The 24,610-nt window shown below is 65.5% G+C and carries 27 protein-coding genes and 2 tRNA genes; 18 read left to right on the forward strand and 11 right to left on the reverse strand.

All coding sequences use genetic code 11. The features are described from left to right. The first annotated feature begins 316 nt into the window (after positions 1–316). From QM682_RS10050 to QM682_RS10060, 3 genes are all read left to right on the forward strand, one after another. Entirely contained in the window at positions 317–673 is a 357-nt protein-coding gene (locus tag QM682_RS10050; protein ID WP_415129297.1) for a hypothetical protein, read from the forward strand. A gap of 102 nt (positions 674–775) precedes the next feature. Next, positions 776–964, forward strand: coding sequence for a hypothetical protein (locus QM682_RS10055; RefSeq protein ID WP_415129299.1), 189 nt, complete (start codon positions 776–778; stop codon positions 962–964). Next, positions 961–1,446 (forward strand): hypothetical protein, encoded by a 486-nt coding sequence (locus QM682_RS10060; RefSeq protein ID WP_415129301.1) that lies wholly within the window; start codon positions 961–963, stop codon positions 1,444–1,446. Before QM682_RS10055 ends, QM682_RS10060 begins: the two co-directional genes overlap by 4 nt. Positions 1,447–1,666: 220 nt before the next feature. Here QM682_RS10060 and QM682_RS10065 read toward each other — a convergent pair. Both QM682_RS10065 and QM682_RS10070 read right to left on the reverse strand, forming a co-directional pair. Continuing rightward, a tRNA-Thr gene (locus QM682_RS10065) sits at positions 1,667–1,742 on the reverse strand. A gap of 117 nt (positions 1,743–1,859) precedes the next feature. Beyond that, positions 1,860–3,041 carry a calcium-binding protein gene (locus QM682_RS10070; protein ID WP_415129303.1) on the reverse strand — a complete coding sequence of 394 codons (1,182 nt, stop codon included), beginning with the start codon at positions 3,039–3,041 and terminating at the stop codon, positions 1,860–1,862. Positions 3,042–3,339: 298 nt separating this feature from the next. Here QM682_RS10070 and QM682_RS10075 point away from each other — a divergent pair. After that, positions 3,340–3,424: transfer RNA gene (locus tag QM682_RS10075), tRNA-Leu, on the forward strand. A gap of 27 nt (positions 3,425–3,451) precedes the next feature. Here QM682_RS10075 and QM682_RS10080 read toward each other — a convergent pair. After that, on the reverse strand, positions 3,452–4,939 hold the full coding sequence (locus tag QM682_RS10080) for an NAD(P)H-hydrate dehydratase (RefSeq protein ID WP_415129305.1): 1,488 nt from the start codon (positions 4,937–4,939) through the stop codon (positions 3,452–3,454). A 189-nt stretch (positions 4,940–5,128) separates the two neighbouring features. Between QM682_RS10080 and QM682_RS10085 the strand changes: the two genes are divergently transcribed. The 3 genes from QM682_RS10085 (at position 5,129) to QM682_RS10095 (ending at position 8,320) form a co-directional block, all read left to right on the forward strand. Further along, positions 5,129–5,467: a P-II family nitrogen regulator gene (locus QM682_RS10085; protein WP_028717789.1), complete on the forward strand. Its 339-nt coding sequence runs from the start codon at positions 5,129–5,131 to the stop codon at positions 5,465–5,467. 86 nt (positions 5,468–5,553) lie between these two features. Further along, on the forward strand, positions 5,554–6,960 hold the full coding sequence (glnA, locus tag QM682_RS10090) for a type I glutamate--ammonia ligase (protein ID WP_415129307.1): 1,407 nt from the start codon (positions 5,554–5,556) through the stop codon (positions 6,958–6,960). Positions 6,961–7,444: 484 nt separating this feature from the next. Next, positions 7,445–8,320 carry a hypothetical protein gene (locus tag QM682_RS10095; protein WP_415129309.1) on the forward strand — a complete coding sequence of 292 codons (876 nt, stop codon included), beginning with the start codon at positions 7,445–7,447 and terminating at the stop codon, positions 8,318–8,320. A gap of 60 nt (positions 8,321–8,380) precedes the next feature. Here QM682_RS10095 and QM682_RS10100 read toward each other — a convergent pair whose 3' ends face one another. Then, positions 8,381–8,632 carry a DUF2312 domain-containing protein gene (locus tag QM682_RS10100; RefSeq protein ID WP_415129311.1) on the reverse strand — a complete coding sequence of 84 codons (252 nt, stop codon included), beginning with the start codon at positions 8,630–8,632 and terminating at the stop codon, positions 8,381–8,383. A gap of 93 nt (positions 8,633–8,725) precedes the next feature. Here QM682_RS10100 and QM682_RS10105 point away from each other — a divergent pair, with 93 nt between their 5' ends. The 5 genes from QM682_RS10105 (at position 8,726) to QM682_RS10125 (ending at position 12,984) form a co-directional block, all read left to right on the forward strand. Further along, positions 8,726–8,953, forward strand: a complete 228-nt coding sequence (locus tag QM682_RS10105; RefSeq protein ID WP_415129313.1) for a hypothetical protein — start codon at positions 8,726–8,728, stop codon at positions 8,951–8,953. Position 8,954: 1 nt separating this feature from the next. After that, positions 8,955–9,404: a D-aminoacyl-tRNA deacylase gene (dtd, locus tag QM682_RS10110; RefSeq protein WP_415129315.1), complete on the forward strand. Its 450-nt coding sequence runs from the start codon at positions 8,955–8,957 to the stop codon at positions 9,402–9,404. Positions 9,405–9,822: 418 nt separating this feature from the next. After that, positions 9,823–11,061, forward strand: coding sequence for a DEAD/DEAH box helicase (locus QM682_RS10115; RefSeq protein ID WP_415129473.1), 1,239 nt, complete (start codon positions 9,823–9,825; stop codon positions 11,059–11,061). Positions 11,062–11,161: 100 nt separating this feature from the next. Continuing rightward, positions 11,162–11,740 carry a thymidine kinase gene (locus tag QM682_RS10120; RefSeq protein WP_415129475.1) on the forward strand — a complete coding sequence of 193 codons (579 nt, stop codon included), beginning with the start codon at positions 11,162–11,164 and terminating at the stop codon, positions 11,738–11,740. Further along, the gene (locus QM682_RS10125) at positions 11,737–12,984 is read left to right on the forward strand and encodes a cytochrome b/b6 domain-containing protein (RefSeq protein WP_415129317.1); all 1,248 of its coding nucleotides are present in this window, start codon (positions 11,737–11,739) and stop codon (positions 12,982–12,984) included. The genes QM682_RS10120 and QM682_RS10125 overlap by 4 nt, the downstream gene beginning before the upstream one ends. A gap of 63 nt (positions 12,985–13,047) precedes the next feature. Here QM682_RS10125 and ndk read toward each other — a convergent pair whose 3' ends face one another. After that, positions 13,048–13,470 (reverse strand): nucleoside-diphosphate kinase, encoded by a 423-nt coding sequence (gene ndk / locus QM682_RS10130; RefSeq protein WP_415129319.1) that lies wholly within the window; start codon positions 13,468–13,470, stop codon positions 13,048–13,050. 124 nt (positions 13,471–13,594) lie between these two features. On the opposite strand from ndk, the gene QM682_RS10135 reads away from it, so the two are divergent. The 4 genes from QM682_RS10135 to QM682_RS10150 all read left to right on the forward strand — a co-directional run bounded on the left by QM682_RS10135 (position 13,595) and on the right by QM682_RS10150 (position 17,347). Beyond that, entirely contained in the window at positions 13,595–15,463 is a 1,869-nt protein-coding gene (locus tag QM682_RS10135; RefSeq protein WP_415129321.1) for an ABC-F family ATP-binding cassette domain-containing protein, read from the forward strand. A 115-nt stretch (positions 15,464–15,578) separates the two neighbouring features. After that, positions 15,579–16,322: a MipA/OmpV family protein gene (locus tag QM682_RS10140; RefSeq protein WP_415129323.1), complete on the forward strand. Its 744-nt coding sequence runs from the start codon at positions 15,579–15,581 to the stop codon at positions 16,320–16,322. 105 nt (positions 16,323–16,427) lie between these two features. After that, a complete protein-coding gene (locus tag QM682_RS10145) occupies positions 16,428–16,787 on the forward strand; it encodes an SUF system Fe-S cluster assembly protein (RefSeq protein ID WP_415129325.1) in 360 nt (119 codons plus the stop codon). Next, entirely contained in the window at positions 16,784–17,347 is a 564-nt protein-coding gene (locus QM682_RS10150; protein ID WP_415129327.1) for a sugar O-acetyltransferase, read from the forward strand. The genes QM682_RS10145 and QM682_RS10150 overlap by 4 nt, the downstream gene beginning before the upstream one ends. A 2-nt stretch (positions 17,348–17,349) precedes the next feature. On the opposite strand, the gene QM682_RS10155 is transcribed toward QM682_RS10150, so the two are convergent. Beyond that, a complete protein-coding gene (locus tag QM682_RS10155) occupies positions 17,350–17,910 on the reverse strand; it encodes a histidine phosphatase family protein (RefSeq protein WP_415129329.1) in 561 nt (186 codons plus the stop codon). After that, on the reverse strand, positions 17,907–18,764 hold the full coding sequence (gene hemF / locus QM682_RS10160; protein WP_415129331.1) for an oxygen-dependent coproporphyrinogen oxidase: 858 nt from the start codon (positions 18,762–18,764) through the stop codon (positions 17,907–17,909). The genes QM682_RS10155 and hemF overlap by 4 nt, the downstream gene beginning before the upstream one ends. An 81-nt stretch (positions 18,765–18,845) precedes the next feature. On the opposite strand from hemF, the gene QM682_RS10165 reads away from it, so the two are divergent. Further along, positions 18,846–19,259 carry a hypothetical protein gene (locus tag QM682_RS10165; protein WP_415129333.1) on the forward strand — a complete coding sequence of 138 codons (414 nt, stop codon included), beginning with the start codon at positions 18,846–18,848 and terminating at the stop codon, positions 19,257–19,259. Here the strand turns inward: QM682_RS10165 and QM682_RS10170 are convergent, their stop codons facing one another. The 3 genes from QM682_RS10170 to clpS are packed head-to-tail and all read right to left on the reverse strand — an operon-like array spanning position 19,260 to position 21,397. Beyond that, a complete protein-coding gene (locus tag QM682_RS10170; protein WP_415129335.1) occupies positions 19,260–20,066 on the reverse strand; it encodes an SDR family NAD(P)-dependent oxidoreductase in 807 nt (268 codons plus the stop codon). After that, a complete protein-coding gene (locus QM682_RS10175; RefSeq protein ID WP_415129337.1) occupies positions 20,063–21,076 on the reverse strand; it encodes a methyltransferase in 1,014 nt (337 codons plus the stop codon). Before QM682_RS10175 ends, QM682_RS10170 begins: the two co-directional genes overlap by 4 nt. Before the next feature lie 3 nt (positions 21,077–21,079). After that, positions 21,080–21,397, reverse strand: coding sequence for an ATP-dependent Clp protease adapter ClpS (gene clpS / locus QM682_RS10180; protein WP_415129339.1), 318 nt, complete (start codon positions 21,395–21,397; stop codon positions 21,080–21,082). A 298-nt stretch (positions 21,398–21,695) separates the two neighbouring features. Here clpS and QM682_RS10185 point away from each other — a divergent pair, with 298 nt between their 5' ends. Then, positions 21,696–23,309, forward strand: coding sequence for a D-alanyl-D-alanine carboxypeptidase family protein (locus QM682_RS10185; protein WP_415129341.1), 1,614 nt, complete (start codon positions 21,696–21,698; stop codon positions 23,307–23,309). A gap of 98 nt (positions 23,310–23,407) precedes the next feature. On the opposite strand, the gene QM682_RS10190 is transcribed toward QM682_RS10185, so the two are convergent. After that, positions 23,408–24,556 carry a hypothetical protein gene (locus QM682_RS10190; protein ID WP_415129343.1) on the reverse strand — a complete coding sequence of 383 codons (1,149 nt, stop codon included), beginning with the start codon at positions 24,554–24,556 and terminating at the stop codon, positions 23,408–23,410. Between the last annotated feature and the right edge of the window lie 54 nt (positions 24,557–24,610).

The raw sequence follows: 24,610 nt of genomic DNA on the forward strand, positions 1-24,610 counted from the left end.
AATCTGCGCCCCTTGCCACAGCGACAAGACCGCGAGGGACGAGGGGTGGAGGCGCCCGAGGCAGGTGGAACTGGATGGGTATCCGGTGTGACCCCTGGAAGTAAATCAACCCCTGAGGGGGGGGTATTGCCAACCTAGGGCCGAAGCGGCCCCGGACCCGATGCCCAGGTTCCTTCACACATCCACAATTCAAGCATTCGGGAAACCAACCATGTCGAGGCCGAGAACGCCCCTGGCGAAAGCCCGGCTGACGGGTGCCGACCGGAAGAATCCGCAACGCTACCGCCTCCGGTCCGAGCCTGATGGCGGTGGCCCCGTGGGTGATCCGCCCGCCTATCTGCCCGCTGACGCCCGCCGCCTGTGGCGCTCTTTCGTGGATGAACTGCCTTGGCTAAGGCGCTCTGATCGCGCCCTTCTCGAATCTCTGTCTCTGCTGCGTGCACGGGTGATGCTGGGCGAAGATGCATCATTCGCGCACATGCGTGAGTTGCGCTGCGAACTAGGCTTTCGCCTTCTCGATCAACTGTCGAATGAACTCAGGCCGCGACGGCTCTGGTTCCAGCTTCGCGCGTTCGGCGTCCAGCCATGCGAGAAGGTCGGGCTGGATGCGAACACCTATCAGGATTCCCTTGCCGGTAGCCGGGCGGCCCATTCTCTTTGTGTTATCATTTAGTGCTTGATCTGACATGCGGCGATGATAACATAAAGTCAGGCCGAGGGAAGTTGCGACCTTCCACCCGGCCCTAACCGAAACCCTGATCTGGAGGATCAGCGCATGGCTATCCATTGCCATAACGCCCCCGGCTTGCCTGTCGCAAGCCTTCACGAAATCCACGACATGCTCACGCTCGCTCTGGACGCTTCTGAGCGCCGGACCGGCTACAGCACGGCCGAGCGCGAAGCCCGGTCCTATGTCCGCAGCGCCCTGCGCCGCGTGGGCCGCATCATGGAGGGCGTGGCATGAGCTATTTCAGCGCACGTTGCGACACCGATGCTGAGCTTCACACCATCGAGGGGCTGCTATGCGTCCTTGATGATGCGGCTCTCAACCATCTGACGCAGGACGAAACGCCCATGGCCTCGGGCATCATCAACCTGATTCAGGTTGTCGCGGATCGGGTCAAGAAGGCGCGGGAACTCCACATGGCCGAGACTGACGCCCAGCGCGCAGAGCAGGCAGAGGAAAGCCCCATCGCCGCGATGCACCGGGAAATCACCGCGTTGCATGCGCTGCTGAACGGCGACCATGGCCTGACGGAGGATGAGGCCGATCAGGCCAGCAGCCGCCTGGCGGGCCTCGCCAATGCCATCGCCGAACTACCGGCCCGTAACGCAGACGACATGCTGCGCAAAATCATGGGCCAGACGGCCAACGGGGATCACGACATCGGCGACGGGCCGCACGCGGAAGCGATCTGGGCCGAGGCCCGCGCGCTCGTCGCCTGAAACGCGGGCTTCGTGGACCTGCTTGTGGGTCAGGCCGAGATCAGAAGCCTTCACAGCTTCTTCCGTCCCGGAAGAAGCGCATAGTGCCCGGCTTCGGCCAGGCGTTCGGATTCGTCGCAACCCGTGGCATCCAATCATTTTGAGGATGTGGGGTGCATCAGTGGGTGTAAAATCCACCAACTCAAAATCTCAAGGTAAAACAATGACTTATGAAAGTAATTGGTGCCGGTTGCAGGAATCGAACCCGCGACATCGTGATTACAAATCACGCGCTCTACCAACTGAGCTAAACCGGCATCCTTCATTGCTCTACCCTTCGGCCGGGCGCTGCGCAACCGCTTAGGAGAGCCGCCCGCGATCCCGGCATCCAAGATCGCGGCACGGGGCGGCGCCCCCTGGATCGGGCATAAGCCTCAGATGAAATCATAGACGTTGGAAAGGAAGATCGAATCCCCGCTGGCGAAGGTCAACTGCGTGCCGCCCGCAATCTCTTTCGCGCTATAAGTCATACCGGAATCCAGCTTCAGCGCGTCGATACCAGTGTCAAAGCCCAGCACCGTGTCATGGCCGAAGCCGCGCTGAAAGATCAGCACATCCCGCACCCCGTCGCCCGGCGCGTCCATGCGATAGAAATCGCCGTTCGCGCTGATCAGGTCGTTGCCGGCGCCGCCGGTGATGGTGTCGCGCCCCTCGCCGCCTTCCAGCGTGTCATTCCCGCGCGAGCCGATCACGATGTCGTCACCCCAACGGGCATTGCCGTGAAAGCCGTTGCCATCGGCGCCGATCACCGCATTGGCGCCATTGATCGTGTCCCGACCCTCATGGGTCCAGATCATCTCGAAGCCCTGGAACCTCAGATCGCTATGCGCGCCGCCGATATCGGTCCAGGCGCTTCCTCGGGTCGAGCCGTCGGCATTGACGCGGGTGACCGTCACCTCGACGCCGTCCGAGTTATCCCAGCCACTTTTGATCCAGATGTTGATCAGGTCGTTGCCGGCGCCGCCATAGATGGTGTCGTTCCCGATGATCTCCTCGAAATTGCCTTGCCCCCAGCGGATATTGTCGTTGCCCGTGCCACCGAAGATCAGGTCGTCCCCGGTCGAGCTTTGGATGAAGTCGGAGCCCGCGCCGGCGCGGATGGTGTCATTGCCCGACCCGCCATCGATGAAGTCATCATGCGCCGAGCCGACGATGCTGTCATTGCCGGCACCGGCATAGAGGGTCAGCCCATGCTCGGGCGTGCCGAAATGCGCCTTGTTCAGGGCCGCGTTCGAGGCAATGATCGTGTCATTGCCTTCGCCCAGATGAATACGCTCGACCCCGGTGAAATTCAGGAAACTGTCCTTGGTACTGAGCAGCCCGTTCTCGGTGGTCGAGAAGGTCAGCCGCAGACCGGCCGTGCTTTCGATCACCAGGCGGTCGCCGCCCGTCTTATCCATGTAGACATTGGTATCATACCGCTCGCCGGCATCACCGCCGTGGAAGTTATAGCTGCCCAGCTCGGGCGACCAATAGAGCGTGTCGTCGCCACCGCCCGCATAAAGCGTATTGGTTCCCGATGTCATGCGCAGGATGTCACTCTTCTCTGTCGGCATTTCTTAACTCCAAGAAATAAATGTATTTTATGCAACTGGCAGGTTGCGCATCGGATGGCCGGAGTGAGATCGTGCCGGCAGTCAATGGATGTGGTCTGAAGCTTAAGATACCGTTAAATTTCACGCAGAATACACCCTTAAGGATGTATTTTAATTTATCAAATATCTCTAAAATTGTGTACATGACTGGATTGAGCCGCCGACGCAAGCAGCCGAGGCCGCAAGGTTTTCCCCCTCGCACTTTCGGGAAGGCTTTGCTAAGAGGGCGCAATCCTTCGGGTTCCTGCCCGGAAGGGACGCGGGTGTGGCGAAATTGGCAGACGCACCAGATTTAGGTTCTGGCGCCGCAAGGCGTGGGGGTTCAAGTCCCTTCACCCGCACCAATCGTTAAGATTCCACGAAAGCCGACCTCACAGGGCGCGAAAAACTGCCGGCAAGAGTTCGGGCAAGTCCTCGGCGATCAATCCGGGGCCGAACTCACGCGCCGCCTCGGCATGCAGCCAAGCCCCTTGTGCCGCCGATTCGAGGGCGTCGAAGCCCCGCGCCAGAAGCCCGGCCAAAATCCCCGCCAGCACATCGCCCGAGCCTGCCGTGGCAAGCCAGGGCGCGGCCTGAAGCCCGGTCGCGGCGGCGACGGCCACCCGGCCCTCGGGGGTCGAAATCACCGTATCCGGCCCTTTCAGAAGCACCGTCGCGCCCGCCCGCGCGGCCGCCATCCGCACCAGATCCACCCGCGACATGGCCGGCCCCTTGGCGGACTGATCGCGCAGGACCCGACCCAGATCGGGAAAAAGCCGGGCAAATTCTCCTTCATGCGGGGTCAGCACGGCCCTGCGGTGCATCTGCGCGAAAAGCGCGTCCGGCCCATCCGCAAAGGCGGTCAGCGCATCGGCGTCCAGCACGACCGCGCGGCCAGAACGCAGCGCCTCGGGGACCAGGCTGCGCGCACGCTCCAGCCCCAGGCCCGGCCCCAGGCACAGCGCGTTCAGGCGCGGATCGCGCAGAAGACGAGCCAGATCCTCGGCGCCCTCGACGCGGGACAGCATGATCGCATCCAGCCTTGCGGAATTTTCGGGCATTGCGGCGGCGGGACAGCCCAGCGTCACCAATCCCGCGCCGCTGCGCAAGGCGGCGCGCGCGGCCAGCCGGGCAGCCCCCCCTTTCGCCGGCCCGCCAGCCACGGCCAGCACATGGCCGTGGCTGTATTTGTGCCCCGCCCGCTTCAGCAGCGCCGGGCCCGGACCCGCCTCTGGCACGCAATCCCCCGCCGCCGCCTGCCAGGGTTCAAGGCCGATGTCGCAGACCACGATCTCGCCTCCCAAGGCACCGCCATCGGCCAGCACATGGCCCAGCTTGCGGCGGTGGAAGGTCAGTGTCAGCGCCGCCTGGGGCAGGCGCTCATCCCCCAGGATGCGGCCGCTGCTGGCGCAGATGCCGCTGAGGATATCGACCGCCGCCAAGGGACAGCCCGAGGCCGAGATACCGCGCAAAAGTCCAGCGATCTCGGCAGTCAGGGGCCGGGTGATGCCGGTTCCGAACAGTGCATCGACGCAAAGCCCGATCGGCTTGCCGGCCCCCTCGCCCAGTCCCTGCGGCGCGGCCAAGCCGCCGATCGGCCCCTTCCACAGATCGGCCGCGCCCCGCGCCTCGGGCGTCACGGGCGCGGCCAGGGCCGCGACCTGCACCGTCCAACCACGTTGCGACAGGTGGCGCGCGATCACATAGCCGTCGCCGCCATTATTGCCCGGCCCGCACAGAATCAGCGCCAATTCGCGCCCCTCGGCCATGGCCGGAAAGCGCGCGGCCAGCACCTGGGCCGCGGCGGCGCCCGCCCGCTCCATCAGGATGGCGCCGGTGACGGCGCCGCTGGCGATGGCCGCGCCCTCGACCTGGCGCATCTGCCGAGTCGTCAGGAACTCCCGCCCGGCACCCCCGGATATTGCATATTTATTAGACTTTCTGCACATAATTAAGGCTACAATCCCAGTTTCATCGCCTCCATGCCGCTTTCCCCATCATGCCGCATGGACGAGGCCGATCAAACCCGCCAATCAGGTCGCAGGCAAGTCGCGAGGAAGGATCAGGCGATGAAGAAAGTCGAAGCCATCATCAAGCCTTTCAAACTGGATGATGTGAAGGAAGCGCTTCAGGAAGTGGGCGTCCAAGGTCTTTCGGTCACCGAGGTCAAGGGCTTCGGCCGCCAGAAGGGCCACACCGAGCTTTATCGCGGCGCCGAATATGTCGTGGATTTCCTGCCGAAGGTGAAGATCGAGATGGTTCTGCCCGACGATCTGGTCGAGGTCGCCGTCGATGCCATCATCTCGGCCGCACGCACCGAGAAGATCGGTGACGGCAAGATCTTCATCCTGCCGGTCGAGCAAGCCATCCGCATCCGCACCGGCGAAACCGGCGACGACGCGGTCTGAAAGGACTTCGGCCGCGCCGCGGCCTGTATGTAGTTTACCCACCCCGGCCGCGGCGGTCGGGCCGACTGAATGGAGGAAGGACCCCAATGAAAGTCAAGGACGTTCTGGATCTGATGAAGGCGGAAGATGTCGAATATGTCGACGTTCGCTTCACCGATCCGAAAGGCAAGCTGCAACACGTGACGCTGGTGGCCGACCTGGTCGACGAGGATTTCTTTGAAGAAGGCTTCATGTTCGACGGCTCGTCCATCGCCGGCTGGAAGTCGATCGATCAGTCCGACATGAAGCTGATCCTGGACCCCGCCTCGGTCTATATCGACCCGTTCTATGCCGAAAAGACCCTTTGCGTGCATTGCAACGTGGTCGAGCCCGACACCGGCGAGCCCTATGCCCGCGACCCGCGCGGCACCGCGCTGAAGGCCGAGGCATATCTGAAATCCTCGGGCATCGGCGATGCGGCCTATTTCGGCCCGGAAGCCGAGTTCTTCCTGTTCGACGACGTGAAATACCAGATCAGCCCGCAAAAGGTCTCGTTCGAGATCGACTCGGTGGATGCCGCCTGGAACACCGACACCGCCTATGAGGACGGCAACCTGGGCCACCGCGCGGCCCACAAGGGCGGCTATTTCCCGGTGAACCCCGTCGACGCCGCCCAGGACATCCGGGGCGAGATGCTGTCCACCATGAAGCGCATGGGCATCAAGGTCGACAAGCACCACCACGAGGTCGCCTCGGGCCAGCACGAGCTGGGCATGATCTTCGGCGGGCTGGTGCAGCAGGCCGACAACATCCAGAAATACAAATACGTCATCCACAACGTCGCCGCCGCCTATGGCAAGTCGGCGACCTTCATGCCCAAGCCCATGAAGGGCGACAACGGCAGCGGCATGCACGTCAACATGTCGATCTGGAAGGACGGCAAGCCGCTGTTCGCGGGTGACAAATATGCCGACCTGTCGCAAGAGGCGCTGTATTTCATCGGCGGCATCCTGAAGCACGCCAAGGCGCTGAACGCGCTGACGAACCCCGCGACCAACAGCTACAAGCGCCTGATCCCCGGCTTCGAGGCCCCCGTCCTGCGCGCCTATTCGGCCCGCAACCGCTCGGGCTGCGTGCGTATTCCGTGGACCGAGTCGCCGAAAGCCAAGCGCGTCGAGGCCCGTTTCCCCGATCCGGCCGCGAACCCCTATCTGGCCTTCGCCGCCCTGCTGATGGCCGGCCTGGACGGGATCAAGAACAAGATCGATCCCGGCCCGGCCTCGGACAAGGATCTCTACGATCTGCCGCCGGAAGAACTGGCCGCGATCCCGACCGTCTGCGGCTCGCTTCGCGAGGCACTGGAAGAGCTGGAAAAAGACATGGACTTCCTGCTGGCGGGCGATGTCTTCACCAAGGATCAGCTTGAAGGCTACATCAAGCTGAAATGGGAAGAGGTCTATGCCTATGAGCATACGCCCCACCCGATCGAATATGCGATGTATTACAGCTGCTGAAAAAGCTGGGACAGTGATCTGAAAGCCGCCCCCTCCGGGGCGGCTTTTGTCGTTTCGGAGGCAGGGAATCACACGGGCCGTTTCCCCCGGATTCGGCCCTTCGGTCCGGAGCTTTTGCCGATCCTGACCAAAGGGACAGGTCGCTCACGCAGAAAGCTAACCAAAAGGTCAACTACACCTTTAACGGGAAGCATGGGATAAGGCCCATGTCGGTAGGCGGTTGCTGGTTGTGGTGTTAAGCGATTGTTTTGTTTGCCCCGACATAACCGGGCGAGTGTTGTGGTGGCGCTCGTCCGGTTGTCCCGTTCTTCCCCTTGATCTTCTGCCCGGAAGGCACGCCAGCGCGCGATGCCCCGTCCCGACCGACAGCCGGGAATTGCATCACTCCCAGACGCATTCGCTTGCCTTTTCGGCGTGAAAGCTTTCTCTGCCCTGCAAGGGCGGCTAATCTGCCGCCTCGCGACGAAACAGAAACGAGGTTCGCATGCAGGTCGTCTTTCATTGCGGGGTTCACGGCACCGACATGTTCCGCATGGTCAAGACCTTGATGCAGAACCGGGACTGGCTGCTGAAGAACGGGATCGAGCCGCTGACGCCCAACAGGCACCGCGATGTCTTCGGCGAGGCGCTGAGCGCCTTGCGCGGCGCCCCCGCCAGCCCCGAGATGGAGCAGGTGATGCTGGACGCGATCCTGGAATCCGACCATCCCGAGCGGATCATCTTCAGCACCCCCACCTTTCTGGGCAAGGCCGAGCGCGCGATTTCGCCAGAGGGGCTCTATGCCTCGGCCGGGGACCGGATGGCGGCGCTGGCGAACCTGTTTCCTTCGGCCGATGTCGAATTCTTCATGGCGTTGAAGAACCCGGCCACGCTTCTGCCCTTCGTCTTCTCGCAAGAGGGCAGCGGCGACTATGCCAGGGTCATGGCCGGCATCCCGCCCGAGCGGCTACGCTGGGCGCCCGCCATCCGCCGGCTGCAAGCCGCGATTCCGGGGCGGCGGCTGGTGCTCTGGTGCCATGAGGACACGTCGCTGATCTGGCCCGAGGTGGTGCGCCGTATCGCCACCATGCCCAGCGACGTGCCGCTGAAAGCCGGCCTGCAAGTCCTGGCCGACATCCTTCGCCCCGAGGGCATCCAGATGATCCGCGACGAGATGGCCAAGCAGAGCCGCCTGACCGTCGAGACCCGGCGCGCGATCTTTTCCCGGGCCCTGGCGCAATACGCCCTGCCCGAGCAGATGGAGATCACCATCGCCCTGCCCGGCTGGACCCAGGATCTGGTCGATCAGATCAGCGATCTTTACGACGAGGACGTGGCCGAGATCGCGGCGCTGTCCGGCATCGAATTCATCACGCCCTGAGCGGGGGGGGGAAGTGGGGCCAAGACGGCCCCCTTCCGGCTTCGGAAGGCCCGGCCGGGATCAGCCCATGCCCAGCGCGGCCTTATACATCTCCAGAATGGCCTCTTCCTCGGCGATGTCGTCCTTGTCGCGCTTGCGCAGCGCGATGACCTTCTTCATCACCTTGGTGTCATAGCCGCGTGCCTTGGCCTCGGCCATCAGCTCTTTCTGCTGCTCGGTGATGTCCTTCTTTTCGCCTTCCAACTGCTCATATTGTTCGATGAACTGGCGCAGCTCTCCGGCGGCGATGCCATAGGCGTTATCGTCTGACATGTTCCGCTCCTTTGCCTTTGCCGCGCGGTCTAGGCGGTCTTGCGGGCGGGTGCAATCGCCGCTAGGGCCATGCGCAACGAGACGGAGGCAGGCATGACGATCTGGGACGGGCTGATCTGGGGCGGAGCCGCGCTGACCATGGCGGGGCTGGCCGCGCTGGTCTGGTGCATCGCGACGGCGGCCCGCGCCAAGCGCCGCGCCCTGGACGACGCGCAGATGCGCGCGGTCATGCGCCGGGTCGTGGTGGTGAACATGGCGGCACTGGGGGCCTCGGTCTTCGGGCTGATGTTCGTCGTGCTTGGCATCATGCTGGGGAAATAGGATGCGCGCGCTGATCCAACGCGTGCGCTCGGCCAGCGTCACCGTCGCGGACGAAATCGTCGGCCAATGCGGGCCAGGGCTGGCGATTTTGGTCTGCGCCATGCAGGGCGACCCCGACGACGCGCCGCGAAAGCTTGCCGCGCGGATCGCCAGGCTGCGCATCTTTCGCGATGAGGCGGGCAAGATGAACCGCTCGGTCATGGATACCGGCGGCGGCGTGCTGGTCGTCAGCCAGTTCACCCTGGCCGCCGATACCCGCACCGGCAACCGCCCCGGCTTTTCCGCCGCCGAGGCGCCCGCGCGCGGCGAGGTGCTTTATCTGGCTTTCGCCCAGGCCCTGCGCGATCTGGGCCTGCCAGTCGAAACCGGCCGCTTCGGCGCCGAGATGCAGGTCGCCCTGGTCAATGACGGTCCGGTGACGATCTGGATGGATTCGACCGACCGCGCCTGATCGTCCTTGACTTTTCGGCCCGATGGCCTCATTCCCGGCACGTTGCCGCCCGCTGCCGCGTGAGCAGCCGACGCGAATGCGCGTCAGGTCGGCACGATCTTTCCGGTTTCCCATTCACGCGGGGAGGCTTGCGGGCAAAGCGTATCGCGCCCGCCCCTCGCAACCAGCCGCCCGTGAGGCGGCGCCTTGTCATGCGCACCGATACGCGGGCGCATGGCCGAAAGATGACATGACGCAAGAAACCTCCCGCCCGAGCCGCTCGGGCAAGCCGAACCATCGCAACGAGGGCCGTGGCCCGAAACCCGCCTTCCGCGGCGGCAACGCCAAGCCCACCACCAATCACCGCCGCCACCGCGAGGAACCCGAGGAGAAATTCATCCGCCGGGCCATCCCCGATATCGACACGCCCTTCACCCGCATGGGCATCGATGCGCGCGTGGCGATCAACCTGCCGCCCATGGGGATCGAAACCCCCTCGCCCATCCAAGAGAAGTCCATCCCCTCGATCGTCGAGGGGCGCGACATCATGGGCCTGGCACAGACCGGCACCGGCAAGACGGCGGCCTTCGGCCTGCCCATGCTGACCCGGCTGCTGAACATCGGCCGCAAGCCCGAACCCCGGACCTGCCGCGCGCTGATCCTGGCGCCGACCCGCGAATTGGCGACCCAGATCGCCGAGAATATCGACGCCTATGCCGCCGGCACGCCGATCCGGCAGTTCCGCGTCGTGGGCGGCGCCTCGATCAACGTGCAGACCATGCGGATGGAGCGCGGCGTCGATGTGCTGATCGCCACGCCCGGCCGCCTGATCGACCTGATCGCGCGCGGCGCGGTGGATCTGTCGCAGACGAAATATCTGGTGCTGGACGAGGCCGACCAGATGCTGGACATCGGGTTCATCCATGCCCTGCGCCGCATCGCGAAGCTGCTGCCGCGCGAACGTCAGACGCTGCTCTTCTCGGCCACCATGCCAAAGCTGATGGAAGAGCTGGCCGAGAGCTACCTGACGAACCCCGTCAAAGTCGCGGTCAACCCGCCCGGCCAGGCCGCCGCCAAGATCGAGCAGGGCGTGCATTTCGTGAACCAGGGCGACAAGGCCACCCTGCTGGCCGAATACCTGGCCAAGCATCGCGATGAGCTTGCCATCGTCTTCGGCCGCACCAAGCACGGTTCGGAAAAGCTGTCGAAGCTGCTGGAGAAATGGGGCTACAAGGTCGCGGCGATCCACGGCAACAAGAGCCAGGGCCAGCGCGAGCGCGCTTTAGCGGGGTTCCGCGCGGGCGAAACCAAGGTGCTGGTGGCGACCGACGTGGCCGCGCGCGGCATCGACATCCCCGAAGTGGCGCATGTCTATAACTACGACCTGCCGAACGTGCCGGATCAATATGTCCACCGCATCGGGCGCACGGCCCGCGCCGGTCGCGACGGCCGCGCCATCGCCTTCTGCGCCCCCGCCGAGATCGGCGAATTGCGCGCCATTGAAAAGGCGATGAAATCGGCGATCACGGTCGTCGGCGGCGAGGCGCCCTTCGAGGCCGCCAAGATCCGCGAGCGCGGCGGTCCCGCCGGTCGCGGTGCCCCGGTCGGCGTGCAGGCGGCGCGCAAGCGTCCCGCCCGTCGCCCCTCGCGCGCGCCGAGATCGACCCAGAAGGCGTGATGTCGCCGGCCTGCCCGATCATGGGCAGGTCCCCCAAACGTGAGCCGCCGCCGCCATGCGGCGGCTTGCGGCCCTTGGCGCCAAGCGGCTATCTGCCCATATGGCCAAGCTTTATTTTCATTATTCCACGATGAACGCCGGCAAGAGCACGCTTTTGCTGCAAGCGTCCTATAACTATCGCGAACGGGGGATGCGCACGCTGCTGCTGACCGCCGCGCTGGACGACCGCGCCGGGCCGGGGCGGATCGGCAGCCGCATCGGCATCTCTGAATCCGCCATGACCTTCACCCCCGAGACCGATCTTTTCGCACTGATCCGCGCGGCGGGCGCGGGCTGCGCCTGCATCTTCGTCGACGAGGCGCAATTTTTGACCCGCACCCAGGTCTGGCAGCTTGCCCGCGTGACCGACGACCTGGGCCAGCCGGTGATGTGCTATGGGCTGCGCGTCGATTTCCGGGGCGAGATGTTTCCCGGCTCGGCCGCGCTTCTGGCCTGGGCCGACGACCTGCGCGAGGTTCGCACCATCTGCCATTGCGGGCGCAAGGCCACCATGGTCGTGCGCCAGGACGGCCAGGGCCGCGCGCTGCACGAGGGAGCGCAGGTCCAGATCGGCGGCAATGAAACCTATGTCTCGCTCTGCCGCCGCCATTGGCGCGAAGCGATGGGAGAGATCGCATGAAAATCGGCAACGACGCCCGTTCCTATGGCGCCCTGGCGCGGCTGTTTCATTGGAGCATCGCCGCCCTGATCCTGGCGGCCATCGGCCTGGGCCTTTACGCGGGCAGCCTGCCCGGCGGCACGCAGGAACAGTTGCAGCACATCTTCGCGACCTTCTCGGTCCACAAGACGGTGGGGGTCGCGGCGCTGGTCCTGGCGCTCCTGCGCATCCTCTGGACCCTGACCCAGCCGCGTCCGCGCCCGTTGCATCCACGCCGCCGCTTCGAGACCTTTCTGGCCGAGGCGGTGCATTGGGCGCTGTGGATCGGCATGGTGATGATGCCGCTTTCGGGCTGGCTTTTGCATTCGGCGGCGCCGGGCGGGTTTTCCCGCATCCTCTGGCCGCTTGGACAACGCCTGCCGCTGGTCCCCGAGGGCGCGGCCCTGGCCGAGCGTTTCGCGGCCTTTCACGAAACCGGCTGGTGGGTGCTGGCGGGGCTGATCGTTCTGCATGTCGCGGGTGCGCTGAAACATGCGCTGGTCGACCGCGACGGCACCTTGAGCCGCATGGCCGGCCCCGCCGCCCGCGCGCCCGAGCCTCCGGCCTCGCGGATCCCGGTGCTGTCGCATCTGCTTGCGGCGCTGTCGGGCCTTGCGATCTGGGGCGCGGTGGCATCGGTCGCGATGACGGGGGCCACGATGACGGGGGCAGATGACGGGACCACGGGAGCGGCCACGGGAAAAGTTACGGAAAAAGTTACGGAAAAAGTTACGGGGGCGGCGGGCGCGTCCGCCTCGGGCTGGGCGGTGCAGCAGGGAACGCTGGGGATCGAGGTGGCGCAGGCAGGCAGCCCGGTATCAGGCCAGTTCACAACCTGGCAGGCAGCCATCGACTATGACCCCGCGACACAGGCCGGGCATGTGACGGTGACGATCGACATCGCCTCTTTGGTGCTGGGCGCGGTCAGCGACAGCGCCACGGGACCCGAGTTTCTGAACGCCCCGGCACATCCCACAGCGACATTCGACGCCGACATCCTGGCCGAGGCCGGCACCCATGTCGCGCGCGGCACGCTGACCATAGCCGGGCAGTCGATGCCGGCGGAGCTGCCCTTTGATCTGGCCATCGACGGCAACGACGCGACCGCCAGCGGCACGATGCGGGTGGACCGACGCGATTTCGGCATCGGTGCCGGTTACGGCGACGAAAGCACCGTGGGCTTCGCGGTGGCGATCAGCTTTGATCTGACGGCGCGGCGTCAATGACGCGAAAGGGCCGCCTCGGTGGGCGGCCCTTTCCTTGGGTATTTGCGAAACGAAGAAGCCGGATCAGCCGACCAGTTCCAGACCCGAGAAGAAGAAGGCGATCTCGCGTGCGGCGGCCTCGGGGCTGTCCGAACCGTGGACCGAGTTTTCACCGACCGACAGGGCGAATTCCTTGCGGATGGTGCCTTCGTCGGCATTGGCGGGGTTGGTCGCGCCCATGACTTCGCGGTTCTTCAGGATGGCGCCCTCGCCCTCCAGCACCTGGACCACGACCGGCTGCGAGGTCATGAACTCGGTCAGTTCGCCATAGAAGGGGCGTTCCTTGTGCTCGGCATAGAACTGGCCCGCTTGCGCCAGCGTCAACTGGATGCGCTTTTGCGCGACGATGCGCAGGCCCGCATCCTCGAACTTGGCGTTGATCTTGCCGGTCAGGTTGCGCTTGGTGGCGTCGGGTTTGATGATCGAAAGCGTGCGTTCGGTCGCCATGAGATATCCTTTCCATGTCCCGGCCCGAGCGGCCGGAAATCCGCGCCCGGTTATCATGCGCAAACCCGCTTGAAAAGGCGGCGCGGCATTGACGCCCGCGCGCGCTTCGTCCATGCGGTGGCCCATGCTGCGCATCGACGACATATCCTATTCCATCGCTGGCAGGCCGCTGTTCGAGCAGGCCAGCGCCACCATTCCCGAAGGCCACAAGGTCGGCCTTGTCGGGCCGAACGGCGCGGGCAAGACAACGCTGTTCAAGCTGCTGCGAGGCGAGCTGGGCCTGGATGGCGGGGCGATTTCGCTGCCCCCCCGCGCCCGGATCGGAGGCGTCGCGCAGGAGGCGCCGGGGACCGGGGTGAGCGTCCTTGAGACGGTGCTGGCCGCAGACGAGGAACGCGCGGGCCTGATGGCCGAAGCCGCGACCGCCACCGACGCGCATCGCATCGCCGAGATCCAGACCCGGCTGGCCGACATCGACGCCTGGTCGGCCGAGGCCCGCGCCGCCACCATCCTGCGGGGCCTGGGCTTCTCGACCGAGGATCAGGCGCGGCCGACCAGCGATTATTCCGGCGGCTGGCGGATGCGGGTGGCCTTGGCCGGCGTGCTCTTCTCGCAGCCGGACCTGCTGCTGCTGGACGAGCCGACGAACTATCTGGACCTTGAGGGCGCGCTGTGGCTGGAAAGCTATCTGCAACGCTATCCCCATACCGTCATCGTCATCAGCCATGACCGCGACCTGCTGAACCGCGCGGTCGGCCATATCCTGCATCTGGAACACCGCAAGCTGGTGCTTTACTCGGGCGGCTACGACACCTTCGCGCGCACCCGCGCCGAAAAGCGCGCCCTGCAAGCCGCCGAGGCCAGGAAGCAGGAGGCCCGGCGCGCGCATCTGCAAAGCTTCGTGGACCGCTTCCGCGCCAAGGCCAGCAAGGCCGTGCAGGCGCAGGCCCGGATCAAGATGCTGGCGAAGATGGAGCCGATCACCGCCCCGGAGGAGGCGAAGTTCCACCGCTTCGGCTTTCCCCAGCCGGATCAGCTTTCGCCGCCCATCGTCTCGCTTGACGGGGTAAGCGTCGGCTATGACGCGCGGGCGATCCTGAAGCGGCTGAACCTGCGCATCGACCAGGACGACCGCATCGCGCTTCTGGGCCGGAACGGTCAGGGCAAGTCCACGCTGTCGAAGCTGCTGGCCGGGCGGCTGGAACCGATGGAGGGGCGGATCAACCGCTCGGGCAAGCTGCGCATCGGCTATTTCGCCCAGCACCAGGTTGATGAGCTGGACCTGGACGAGACGCCCCTGGCCCATGTCCGCAGGCTGCGCCCGGACGAGGCGCCGCCCAGGCTGCGCGCGCGGCTGGCCGGTTTCGGGCTGATGGAGGCGCAGGCCGAAACCAGGGTGCGCCAGCTTTCGGGCGGGCAGAAAGCGCGGCTGTCCCTGCTGCTGGCCACGATCGACGCGCCGCACCTGCTGATCCTGGACGAGCCGACGAACCACCTGGACATCGAATCCCGCGAGGCACTGACCGAGGCGCTGAACGACTATACCGGCGCCGTGGTGCTGGTCAGCCATGACATGCACCTGCTGAACCTGGTCGCGGACCGGCTGTGGCTGGTCGACCAGGGCGGCGTCAGCCCCTGGCAGGGCGATCTGGACGATTACCGCCGGATGCTGCTCTCGGGCGAAGAGAAGGCTGAGCCGAAAGAGGCCCAGCCCGCATCGAAGCCTGCATCGAAGCCCGCGGCCAAGCGCCCCACGCGCGACCGCATCCTTGAGCTTCGCGGCGATGCCCGCCGGGCCGAGGAACGGGTCGAGAAGCTGGCCGCCATGCTGGAAAAGCTTGACGCGATCATGGCCGACCCGGCAACCTATGACGATGCGCAAAAGGCCGAAAGCTTTGGCCGGAAGCATGCCGAAGCCAGCGAGGCCATGCTGCGGGCCGAGGCCCTTTGGATGGAGGCGCTGGAGCGGCTGGACCAGGCCGAGCGCGGCTGACGCGCCCGATTGCAACACTTGCCGACCCAATCCCGCGCCTTTGCGCCCGCGGGCTTGTCACAGGCGCGAGAATCACCGAAAGGTCCGCCCAGATCCGAACCAAGGAAACCACCCCATGACCCGCGCCCTTGCCATTGCTCTTCTGTCCGTTTCCGTCCTGGCGGCTCCGGCGGCTGCGCAATCCCTGCGCGGGATGGACCAGTTCTCGTTCGATGCGGGGCTGGGGCTGACCTATGGTCCCGATTACATGGGCGCGGGCGATGACGGCGCCTCGCCCTGGATCATCCTGCGCAACCCGCGACTGGGCGGCGAACAGGGCCAGAAGCAGGGGCTGGCAATCACCCCTTCGGTGAATTTCATCGGCAAGCGGGATGCGGGCGACAGCGATTCGCTCTCGGGGATGGACGATATCGGCGTGACCGGAGAGTTGGGGCTGCGCCTGTCCTATGTCAGCGGTCCCGTCACCAGCTACGGCGCCATGCGCAAGGGTTTCGGTGGCCATAGCGGGCTGGTGGGCGAAATCGGCACCAAATACCGCTATGATGCCAGCGACAAGCTTAGCCTCTGGACCGGGGTGGAACTGGAATTGGGCGATGACGAGTTCACCGGGACCTATTTCGGCGTCACCGATGCCGAATCGCTGGCCAGCGGCCACGCCGCCTATGATCCCGATGGCGGCGCCTATCAGGCCAAGCTGAGCCTTGAGGCGCGCTATATGCTGACGCCCGACACCTCGCTGATCGGGCGCGTGACCTATGGCCACCTGCTGGGCGATGCGGCCGACAGCCCGCTGGTCCAGGATAAGGGCGCACCGTCGATCAGCCTGGGCATCGCGCGCCGGCTGAACTTCCGCTTCTGATAGGGCCCGGCCTTTCCCGTTCTGGAGCCTGCGCCCTTGCCGGGACTGGACCCCGGCAAGGCATGGTTCTATATAATTGCCAGTTATTGACAGGATGCGGCCCGCATGACCACCGACAACCTTACGGAAGGCGATCCGCTGATCGCGCCCTCGACGACCGAACATCCGCTTTACGACAGCGTCGTCGAGGCTTGCAAGACCGTCTATGACCCCGAAATCCCGGTCAATATCTTTGACCTGGGGCTGATCTACACCATCGCCATCAATGACGAGAACCTGGTCCGGGTGATCATGACCCTGACCGCCCCCGGCTGCCCCGTCGCGGGCGAGATGCCGGGCTGGGTCGCGGATGCCGTCGAGGCCATCCCCGGCGTCAAGCAGGTCGATGTCGAGATGACCTTTCAACCGCAATGGGGTATGGACATGATGTCCGACGAGGCCCGGCTGGAGCTTGGCTTCATTTGAGCGCGCGCGAGGATATGCTGGCCGGCCGCCCCTATGATCCGGGCGATGGCGAGTTGGTCTCGTTGCGGCGGCAAGCGCAAAGCCTGATGCGCGACTATAATGCCACGATCACCGGCGACAAGCATCGCGCCCGCACGCTGACCCAGCTTCTGGGCAGTTGGAACGGCGCGGTGATCCGCGCGCCCTTCAGCGTCGATTACGGCAAGAACATCCATTTCGGCGAGGGATGCTTTGTCAATTTCGGATGCTTTTTCATGGATATATGCGAGATTCGCATCGGCGCGCGCGTGCAGTTCGGCACCGGCGTCCATGTCCTGACCGAGGATCGGCCCCGCGACCGTGCCAGCCGTGCCCAAGGCACCGAATGGGGGCGTCCGATCAGCATCGGGGATGATTGCTGGATCGGCGGCGGCGCGATCATTCTGCCCGGTGTGACCGTGGGTGAGGGCGCCATCGTCGGCGCGGGCGCCGTGGTCAGCCGCGACGTGCCGGCAGGCGCGACTGTCGTGGGCAGCCCCGCCCGGCCCATCCCCGCCCGGCCTATCCGCAGCCCCGCCTAAGATCAGAACAGGATGCGGTGCCTGCCCCCTTGCAGGTGATGGACCGCGCCTTGCAGCACCGGCATCCTCGCCAGTTCGCCGGGCGCAAGCCCCATCGCCACGCAGCGCAGCATGCGCAGGGTGATCCCATGCGTGACCAGGATCGCGGGTGCGCGCAGTTCCGACAGAAATCCCCGCGCCCGCGCCTCCAACGCGGCGAAATCCTCGCCCCCCGGAATGCGGTCATACCAGCCCAGCCCTTCGGCGAGGATACCCGGATGGTCGCGGCGCAGATCGGCCATCAATTGGCCGGTGAAGGCGCCAGTGTCGATTTCTTGCAGCCTTGGGTCGCTTCGGAAAGGCCGCGCGCCCAGGGCAATCCGCGCCGTTTCCTGCGCCCGGCCCGAGGGGCTGGCGATGGCCTGGATGCCGGCGGGCAGCCGCGCCAGGATCTGCGCCTGCCGCCGCGCCTGCTGCCGCCCCAGCGGGGTCAGCGGCGAATCCAGCCGGCCCTGGATGCGTCCCTCAAGGTTCCATTCCGTTTGTCCGTGGCGCAGCAGCCACAAATCAGACCCGCCGGTCATGCCCATTTCGCCAAGGGAGGCAGGCTCATCAGCACGGCCTCGGGATCGTGACCAGTAGCAAGGCCGAATTTCGTGCCCCGGTCGTAGACGAGATTATATTCCGCATAAAGCCCACGATGGGTCAATTGCACCTCGCGCTCGGCCTCTCCCCAGGGTTCGGCCATGCGCCGTCGGGCCAAAGGCAGAAAGGCGGGCAGAAACGCCTCGCCAACGGACTTGGTAAAGGCGAAATCGGCCTGCCAGTCGCCGCTGTTCAGATCGTCATAGAAGATGCCGCCAACGCCCCGCGCGCGCTGCCGATGGGGAATAAAGAAATACTCATCCGCCCAGGCCCTGAAACGGTCGTAATAATCCGTCCCGTGCGCCACGCAGGCGTGACGCAGGGTGTCGTGAAAATGCGTCGTGTCCTCGGGATATTCCAGGCAGGGGTTCAGGTCGCTGCCCCCCCCGAACCACCAAGCGCCGGGGGTCCAGAACATGCGCGTGTTCATATGCACGGCGGGGGCGTGGGGATTTTGCATATGCGCGACCAGGCTGATCCCCGAAGCCCAGAAGCGCGGATCCTTCTCGACCCCCGGAACGCCGCGCGCGGCCATGGCGCCGCAGGCGGCGGGCGACAACGCGCCATGCACTGCCGACCAGTTCACGCCGACCTTTTCAAAGACCCGGCCGCCCCGCATCACCGACATCAGGCCGCCGCCACCCTCTTCGCGGCGGGTTTCGCGCACATCGAACCGGCCGGGCGGCGTATCGCCCCCCGCCTCTTCCTCCAGCGCCTCGAAGGCGGCCACGATCCGGTCGCGAAGGACATGGAACCAATCCGCCGCCTGCGCGCGTTCCAACTGCATCTGCATGGCCGAAATCCTTTGCATTCTTGATTTGCCCAGTTCGGGTGCAGGGCATAAGCTTGATGCAGAGCAGTAGAGAAACCTTCCATGTCCCGCAACATCGCGCTTGCCTTTTTCCCCCTTCTTGCCCTGGCCGCCTGCGGCACGCCGCAGGAACGCTGTATCAGCAGAAATACAAGTGAATACAGGACAGTATCGCGACTTCTTGCCGAGGTTGAGGGTAATTTGGCGCGCGGTTATGCCTGGGAGGAGCGCGAGGTGGCGCGCAGCGAATGGGATGACTGTCCCTTCACCTATCGCGGCAAGAACGGCGAGCGTTACGTCAGCTATCGCCCCTGCCGACGCGACGTGATCGATACCGAGCGCTACCGCGTCCCGATCGACCCCGCCTCCGAGACCCGCAAGCGCGACAACCTGATCAAGCGCAAGCAGGCCCTTGCAAGTTCGTCCGCGCGCGCGGTCGATGCCTGCAAGTCCGCCTATCCCGAAACGCCGAAATGATCAGTAGCTGATCGGCTGGCCGGGATCGCCCAGGCTGCGGCCACCATCGACGCGCAGGATCTGCCCGGTCATGAAGCTTGAGCCCTCGCTGGCCAGGAACTGCACCGTATCGCCCAGCTCATCCGCGCCGCCGATCCGTCCCAAAGGGGTCGAGGCGATCAGCCTGTCGCGGATGCCCGGCTCCTCGCGCAGTTGCAGTTGCAAATGGTTCGACATGATCGAGGCGAAGGCCACCCCGTTCACGCGGATGCGCTTGGGCGCCAGCGCCACGGCCAGGGACCGCGTTGCCTGGGCCTGGGCGGCGCTGGCGATGGAATAGGCCAGCATGTTCGCCGCCGGGCGGTCGGCCACCAGCGAACTGACATTCACGATGGTGCCGCTCTGCAACCGATTGTCCTTGGGCTCTTCCTCGGCTTGGGCGACCATGCGGCGCGCGACCATCTGCGACAGCTTCAGCCCCGAGATCATGTTCTCGCGCAGCATCTTGCCCAAAAGCTCATCATTCATCGTCAGCGGGTCGCAAAGCTGGACGGCGCGATGGGCATTGACCAGGATGTCGACACGCTCGAAGGCGTCGATGGTCGCCGAGACCAGGTTCGCCAGTGCCAGCTTCTGGCCCAGATCGCCGGCGAATGCGCGGATCGGGCCGTCGCTTGGGTCGCCAATCTCGGCATGCAGGGCGGATTCGTCGCTATCGGCGAAGACCACCTGCGCGCCTGCATTCTGGAAATGCCGCGCGATGGCCAGGCCGATGCCGCGCGCGGCGCCGGTAACGATGGCGGTCTTGCCCTGGATCGAAAGCCTCATCTGCGGCGTCCCCTTGCAGGCTTGGCCGAGGCGCGGCGCGCGCCCGTGGCGGTCAGGATCTTGAAGCGGCTGTCCCCGCCCAGTTCGGCGACATCGGCGAAAGCCTCGCGCAGCACCGCCTCATAGGGCAGGTGCCGGTTCGCGACCATCCAAAGCCGCCCCGCCCCCGTCAGCATCCCCGCGGCCGCGCGGATGAAACCCGCGCCCAAGGCCGGATCGGCGTTGCGCCCGTCATGGAAAGGCGGGTTCATCACCAGGCCGTTCACCGGCTCGGGCAGACGGAAATCCAGCGCATCGGCCCAATGGAAGCGTGCGCGGGGATCGGTCACGTTGCGCCGCGCGCAGTCCAGCGCCACGGCGTCGGCCTCGATCAGATGCAGGGTCTCGACACCGGGACGTGTCAGGACCTGCGCCGCAAGCCAGCCCCAGCCCGCGCCCAGATCGACCATGCGGGTCGGTAGCTTCTCGGGCAGATGCGCCGCCAGCGCGACCGAAGCCGGGTCGGGCGCATCGGCCGAAAAGACGCCCGGCCGGGTGACGAAGCCCGGCGCGGCCTGATGATCCGCCGCAGCCCAATCGCCGGGGAACCAGCCCGCTTCGGGCAGGGTCAGGCGAAAGATCTTGCCATGGGCGCGGGACTGCACGCCATCGACCGGAGCCATGCCGCGCAATTCCTTCAGGACCGAATCGACGCCATCCGTCTTCTGCCCGTCGATCCAAAGCGAGGCGCCGGGCGGCAGATGCGCGGCGGCCTCGGCGATGCGGGCGCGCGCCTCGGCCCGCGCGCGGGGCAGAAAGACGATGCCCCCGTCGAAATCGCCCTGTGCCTGGGTCACGGCGGCAAAGCCCCGCGCCTTCAGCCAGGCGACATCCGGGAAATGGCGCTGCACCACCTGGGTGCGCGCGGGATCGAAGCAATCAAGATCGCTTTCACGTCCGGCGCCGATCAGCAACAGACGAGTTTCGGGCGGGGCATCGCCGAATACGAGCTCCAGTCGGGAACCAGCCAAATTCTACTCTTTTTCCATGGTGCATTGCAGCGGATGCTGCTGACGGCGGGCAAGCTCCATGACCTGCGCCACCTTGGTTTCGGCGATCTCATGCGAGTAGACGCCGACGACCGCGACCCCCCGGCGATGGACCGTCAGCATGATCTCGATGGCCTGGGCATGGGACATGCTGAAAAGCCGCTCAAGCACATGCACGACGAACTCCATCGGAGTGAAATCGTCGTTCAATAGCAATACTTTATAAAGCGGCGGCCGCTTCGTGCGCGGCTTGGTCTTGACCGCAAGATCGGCATCCTCGCCTTCGTTCGGATGTTTTGTCATGAACGGCTCAGTCACGGCGCCTAGCACATCGCTGTTGGATCAAGGGCACAATATAGGATTTCTTGCACGGTGATGTAAGCCCCCGCAAGGCATGGGCAGGAAACAACTATAGGGAGATCTGGCCCCGAAAACCGCAAACTGACGGTTTTCGAATGCCCGAAGCCGTGATATTATCGAAAAATTAACGAAGGGCCTGCATCAATGACAGACCCTCAGAGGCAGAGAGACCGGGACAGTGAGCAGAATCACCAGAAGCGTCCGCTTGGGACTAATGGTCCTATTCGCCTGGGCCATGCCCATGGCCGTCGTCGCAGCCCCGTTCGCGGCCTTCGTCATGGATGCGCGAACAGGCCAGGAAATCTATTCCCAGAATGCCGACACGCGGCTTCACCCCGCGTCATTGACCAAGATGATGACGCTTTACATGGCCTTCAACGCGATCGAGCGCGGGCAGGTCCGGCTGGACAGCAAGTTCCTGGTGTCCTCGCACGCGGCCTCGCAACCGCCTTCGCGTCTGGGCCTGCGCGCAGGCCAAAGGATCGAACTGCGCTATCTGATCCGCGCGGCGGCGGTGAAATCGGCCAATGACGCGGCGACCACCATCGGCGAGAATATCGCCGGGTCCGAGCCGAAATTCGCGGCCCAGATGACCGCCATGGCCAAGGCCCTGGGCATGCGTAACAGCAATTTCCGCAATGCGAACGGGCTGAGCGTGGACGGGCACTACTCTACGGCGCGCGACATGACGACCCTGGGGCGGCGGCTGTTCTATGACTTTCCGCAATATTACTCGATCTTCTCGCGCCGCAGCGCGGATGCGGGGATCGCGACGGTCTCCAGCACGAACAAGCGTTTCCTGGACAGCTATGAGGGGGCGGACGGGATCAAGACCGGCTATACCCGCGCGGCTGGCTTCAACCTGACGGCCTCGGCCAAGCGCGGACCCAAGCGGATCATCGCGACGGTGCTGGGCGGAAACTCGACCGCGCATCGCAACGCGGTGATGGCCCAGCTTCTGGATACGGGCTTCGGCAGGGCGCCAAGCAAAGTGCGCGAGACGCGCCCGGCCGCGCCGGTTCTGGTGGCAGAGCCGCGCCAGATCCGCCGCACGATCCAGGTCGCGCGGGTCGAGACGCGCCAACCGCAAGCCCAACCGCAACCGCAACCACAGCCGCAGCGACAGGCCATGGCGCAGCCGATGGCCCGGCTTTCCAGTTCGGATCGGCCGACGGCGCGGGCAACGCAAGCCAGCCTGGTGACCCCGCAGGCGATCACCGCGGCGGTCGAGCGGGCGCAGAAAGCGGCGCGCGCCGACAAGGTCGGGACCAGCGCGCGGCCCCTGCGCAAGCCGGGTGCCCCCGTCGCCACCGCCTCGACCAAGGGGACCGAGAGTCTGACGGCGCGCCCCGCCTCGCGCCCCGAAGGCGACACGGTCACGGATAACGGCATGAGCAGTTCTTCACGCCCTATCCCCGCGCGCCGGATCGAGGAATCGGCCAGCCTCGGGCAGGTGCGTCCCTCGCTTTTCATGCTGACCGCCCTGCCCCAGGATGAGCCGGCGCCGACCGCTGAGGCAGCCGCCCCGCCCCCGCCGCGCCAGGGCATCATCCTGGCCGCCGTCGAGCATGGCGATTCGCCCCAGCCAGCGCAACAGGTCGTCAGCCGCGCCTCGTCCGGGGCACGGGGCTTTGGCGTGTCGCTGGGGATCCATACCTCACGCGGGGCGGCGGAACAGCTTCTGCTGCGCACGGCCTTGCAGGAAAGCAATGCGCTTGGCGGGGCACAAAGCCGGGTCGGCAGCACCGCGCGCGGCTATGAGGCAACCTTCCTGGGGATGAGCCGGCAGACCGCCGAACTGGCCTGCGGCCGCTTGGCCGCGCGCCAGCAGGAATGCAAGGTGATCAGCCGCTAAGGCCGTATCGCACCCCGACGAATTGGAAAAGGCCACCCCAGACGGTGGCCTTTTTCATGCGCTGCAAGGTGCGTGCCCAGGACGGGCATCCGCGTCGGTCAGCGGAACCAAAGGCCCTGCCGCTTCAGCCGGTGGCGCAGCGCCTGCTCGGCCACCTGATGGGCGGGGTTCTGAAGCTGGCGTGCCGTCCTGCGCCCCTCTCCCTCCAGAACCAGCTTCCGATAGGCCGGATCCTCCGCGAAATGCCGGGCGATGCTGGGCTGGGCCAGCAGCGTCTCCATCAGGTGCAGGGCAGGCTCGGGCTCGCGCGCGTAAAGCAGCGAAAGGTTGCGGTAATGGCAGGTCGTCGCGCCGTCCAGACCGCAAAGCTCGGGACCGGGCCTGCCGCCGCCCAGCGAATGGATGACCAGCGGCAGAACGATCTGGTCCAGCCAGGGGTCCAGGCTTTGACAGGCCAGCTCATCCCCCGGATCGGCCCGCACCGCCAGCGCCCAATCCAGGAAGCGGCGCCCGAACTCGGCGGGATCGGCGCCGAAGAACCAGCCCGCGTTGAAATATAGATATCTCTCCCAATGCTCGTCGCACTGAGCCGGATCGAGCGAGCTTTCGAAATCAAGCCCGAAGCGGCGATACAGCGCGCCCCAGATCCCGGCATAGCCGGGACCGTAAGGGGGTGGCAGAGGCCAGGTGCCGCTTCGCCGCATCGAGGCCGAGGGGCGCGAAAAATCCAGCGGCAGCCGGCCAAGATCGCCCAGCACCAACGTATCGCTATCGAAGAAGACGAAGGGTTCGCCCTCGGGCAGGACGGCAAGCGCCTCGATCTTGTTGCCATAGGGATAGGCGCGGCCGAAATGGCGGGCGACGAAGGGTCGGATTTCCGCCCCGAGCGCCAGCAGATCGGCGCGGATCTGAGGGGGGATCGCGGTTTCGACCCCCTCCCAGGCCGCCTCGGGCAAGGGTTCGGCCAGGATCAGCCGCCCGGCTGATCCGGGCGCGTTGCGGCGCAAGCTGGCGGCGAAAAGCAACGCCTCGCGGGCCAGCCGGCCGTTCTGGGCGACCAGCAGGATATTGAAGACCCGGCTTTCAGCGGCACCGCTTTTCAGCCGATCACCCTGCCGAGCCGCACGCTTGGCCGCGCGCTCGGCCCTATTCCGGGCCTGGCGGGCCAGCCGCTCGGATTTCTGGTCGAGGGCGTTGCTTTTATGTATCAGCTTTTCTAACGTTTTTGCTTTGATCGAGTCACTCATTCCACGTTACCCCTACCCGGATCAGTCCTGCACGCAAGATTCCGGCCCAAGAAC

The organism is Paracoccus sp. (in: a-proteobacteria), from assembly GCF_047605025.1.
Taxonomy (GTDB): domain Bacteria; phylum Pseudomonadota; class Alphaproteobacteria; order Rhodobacterales; family Rhodobacteraceae; genus Paracoccus.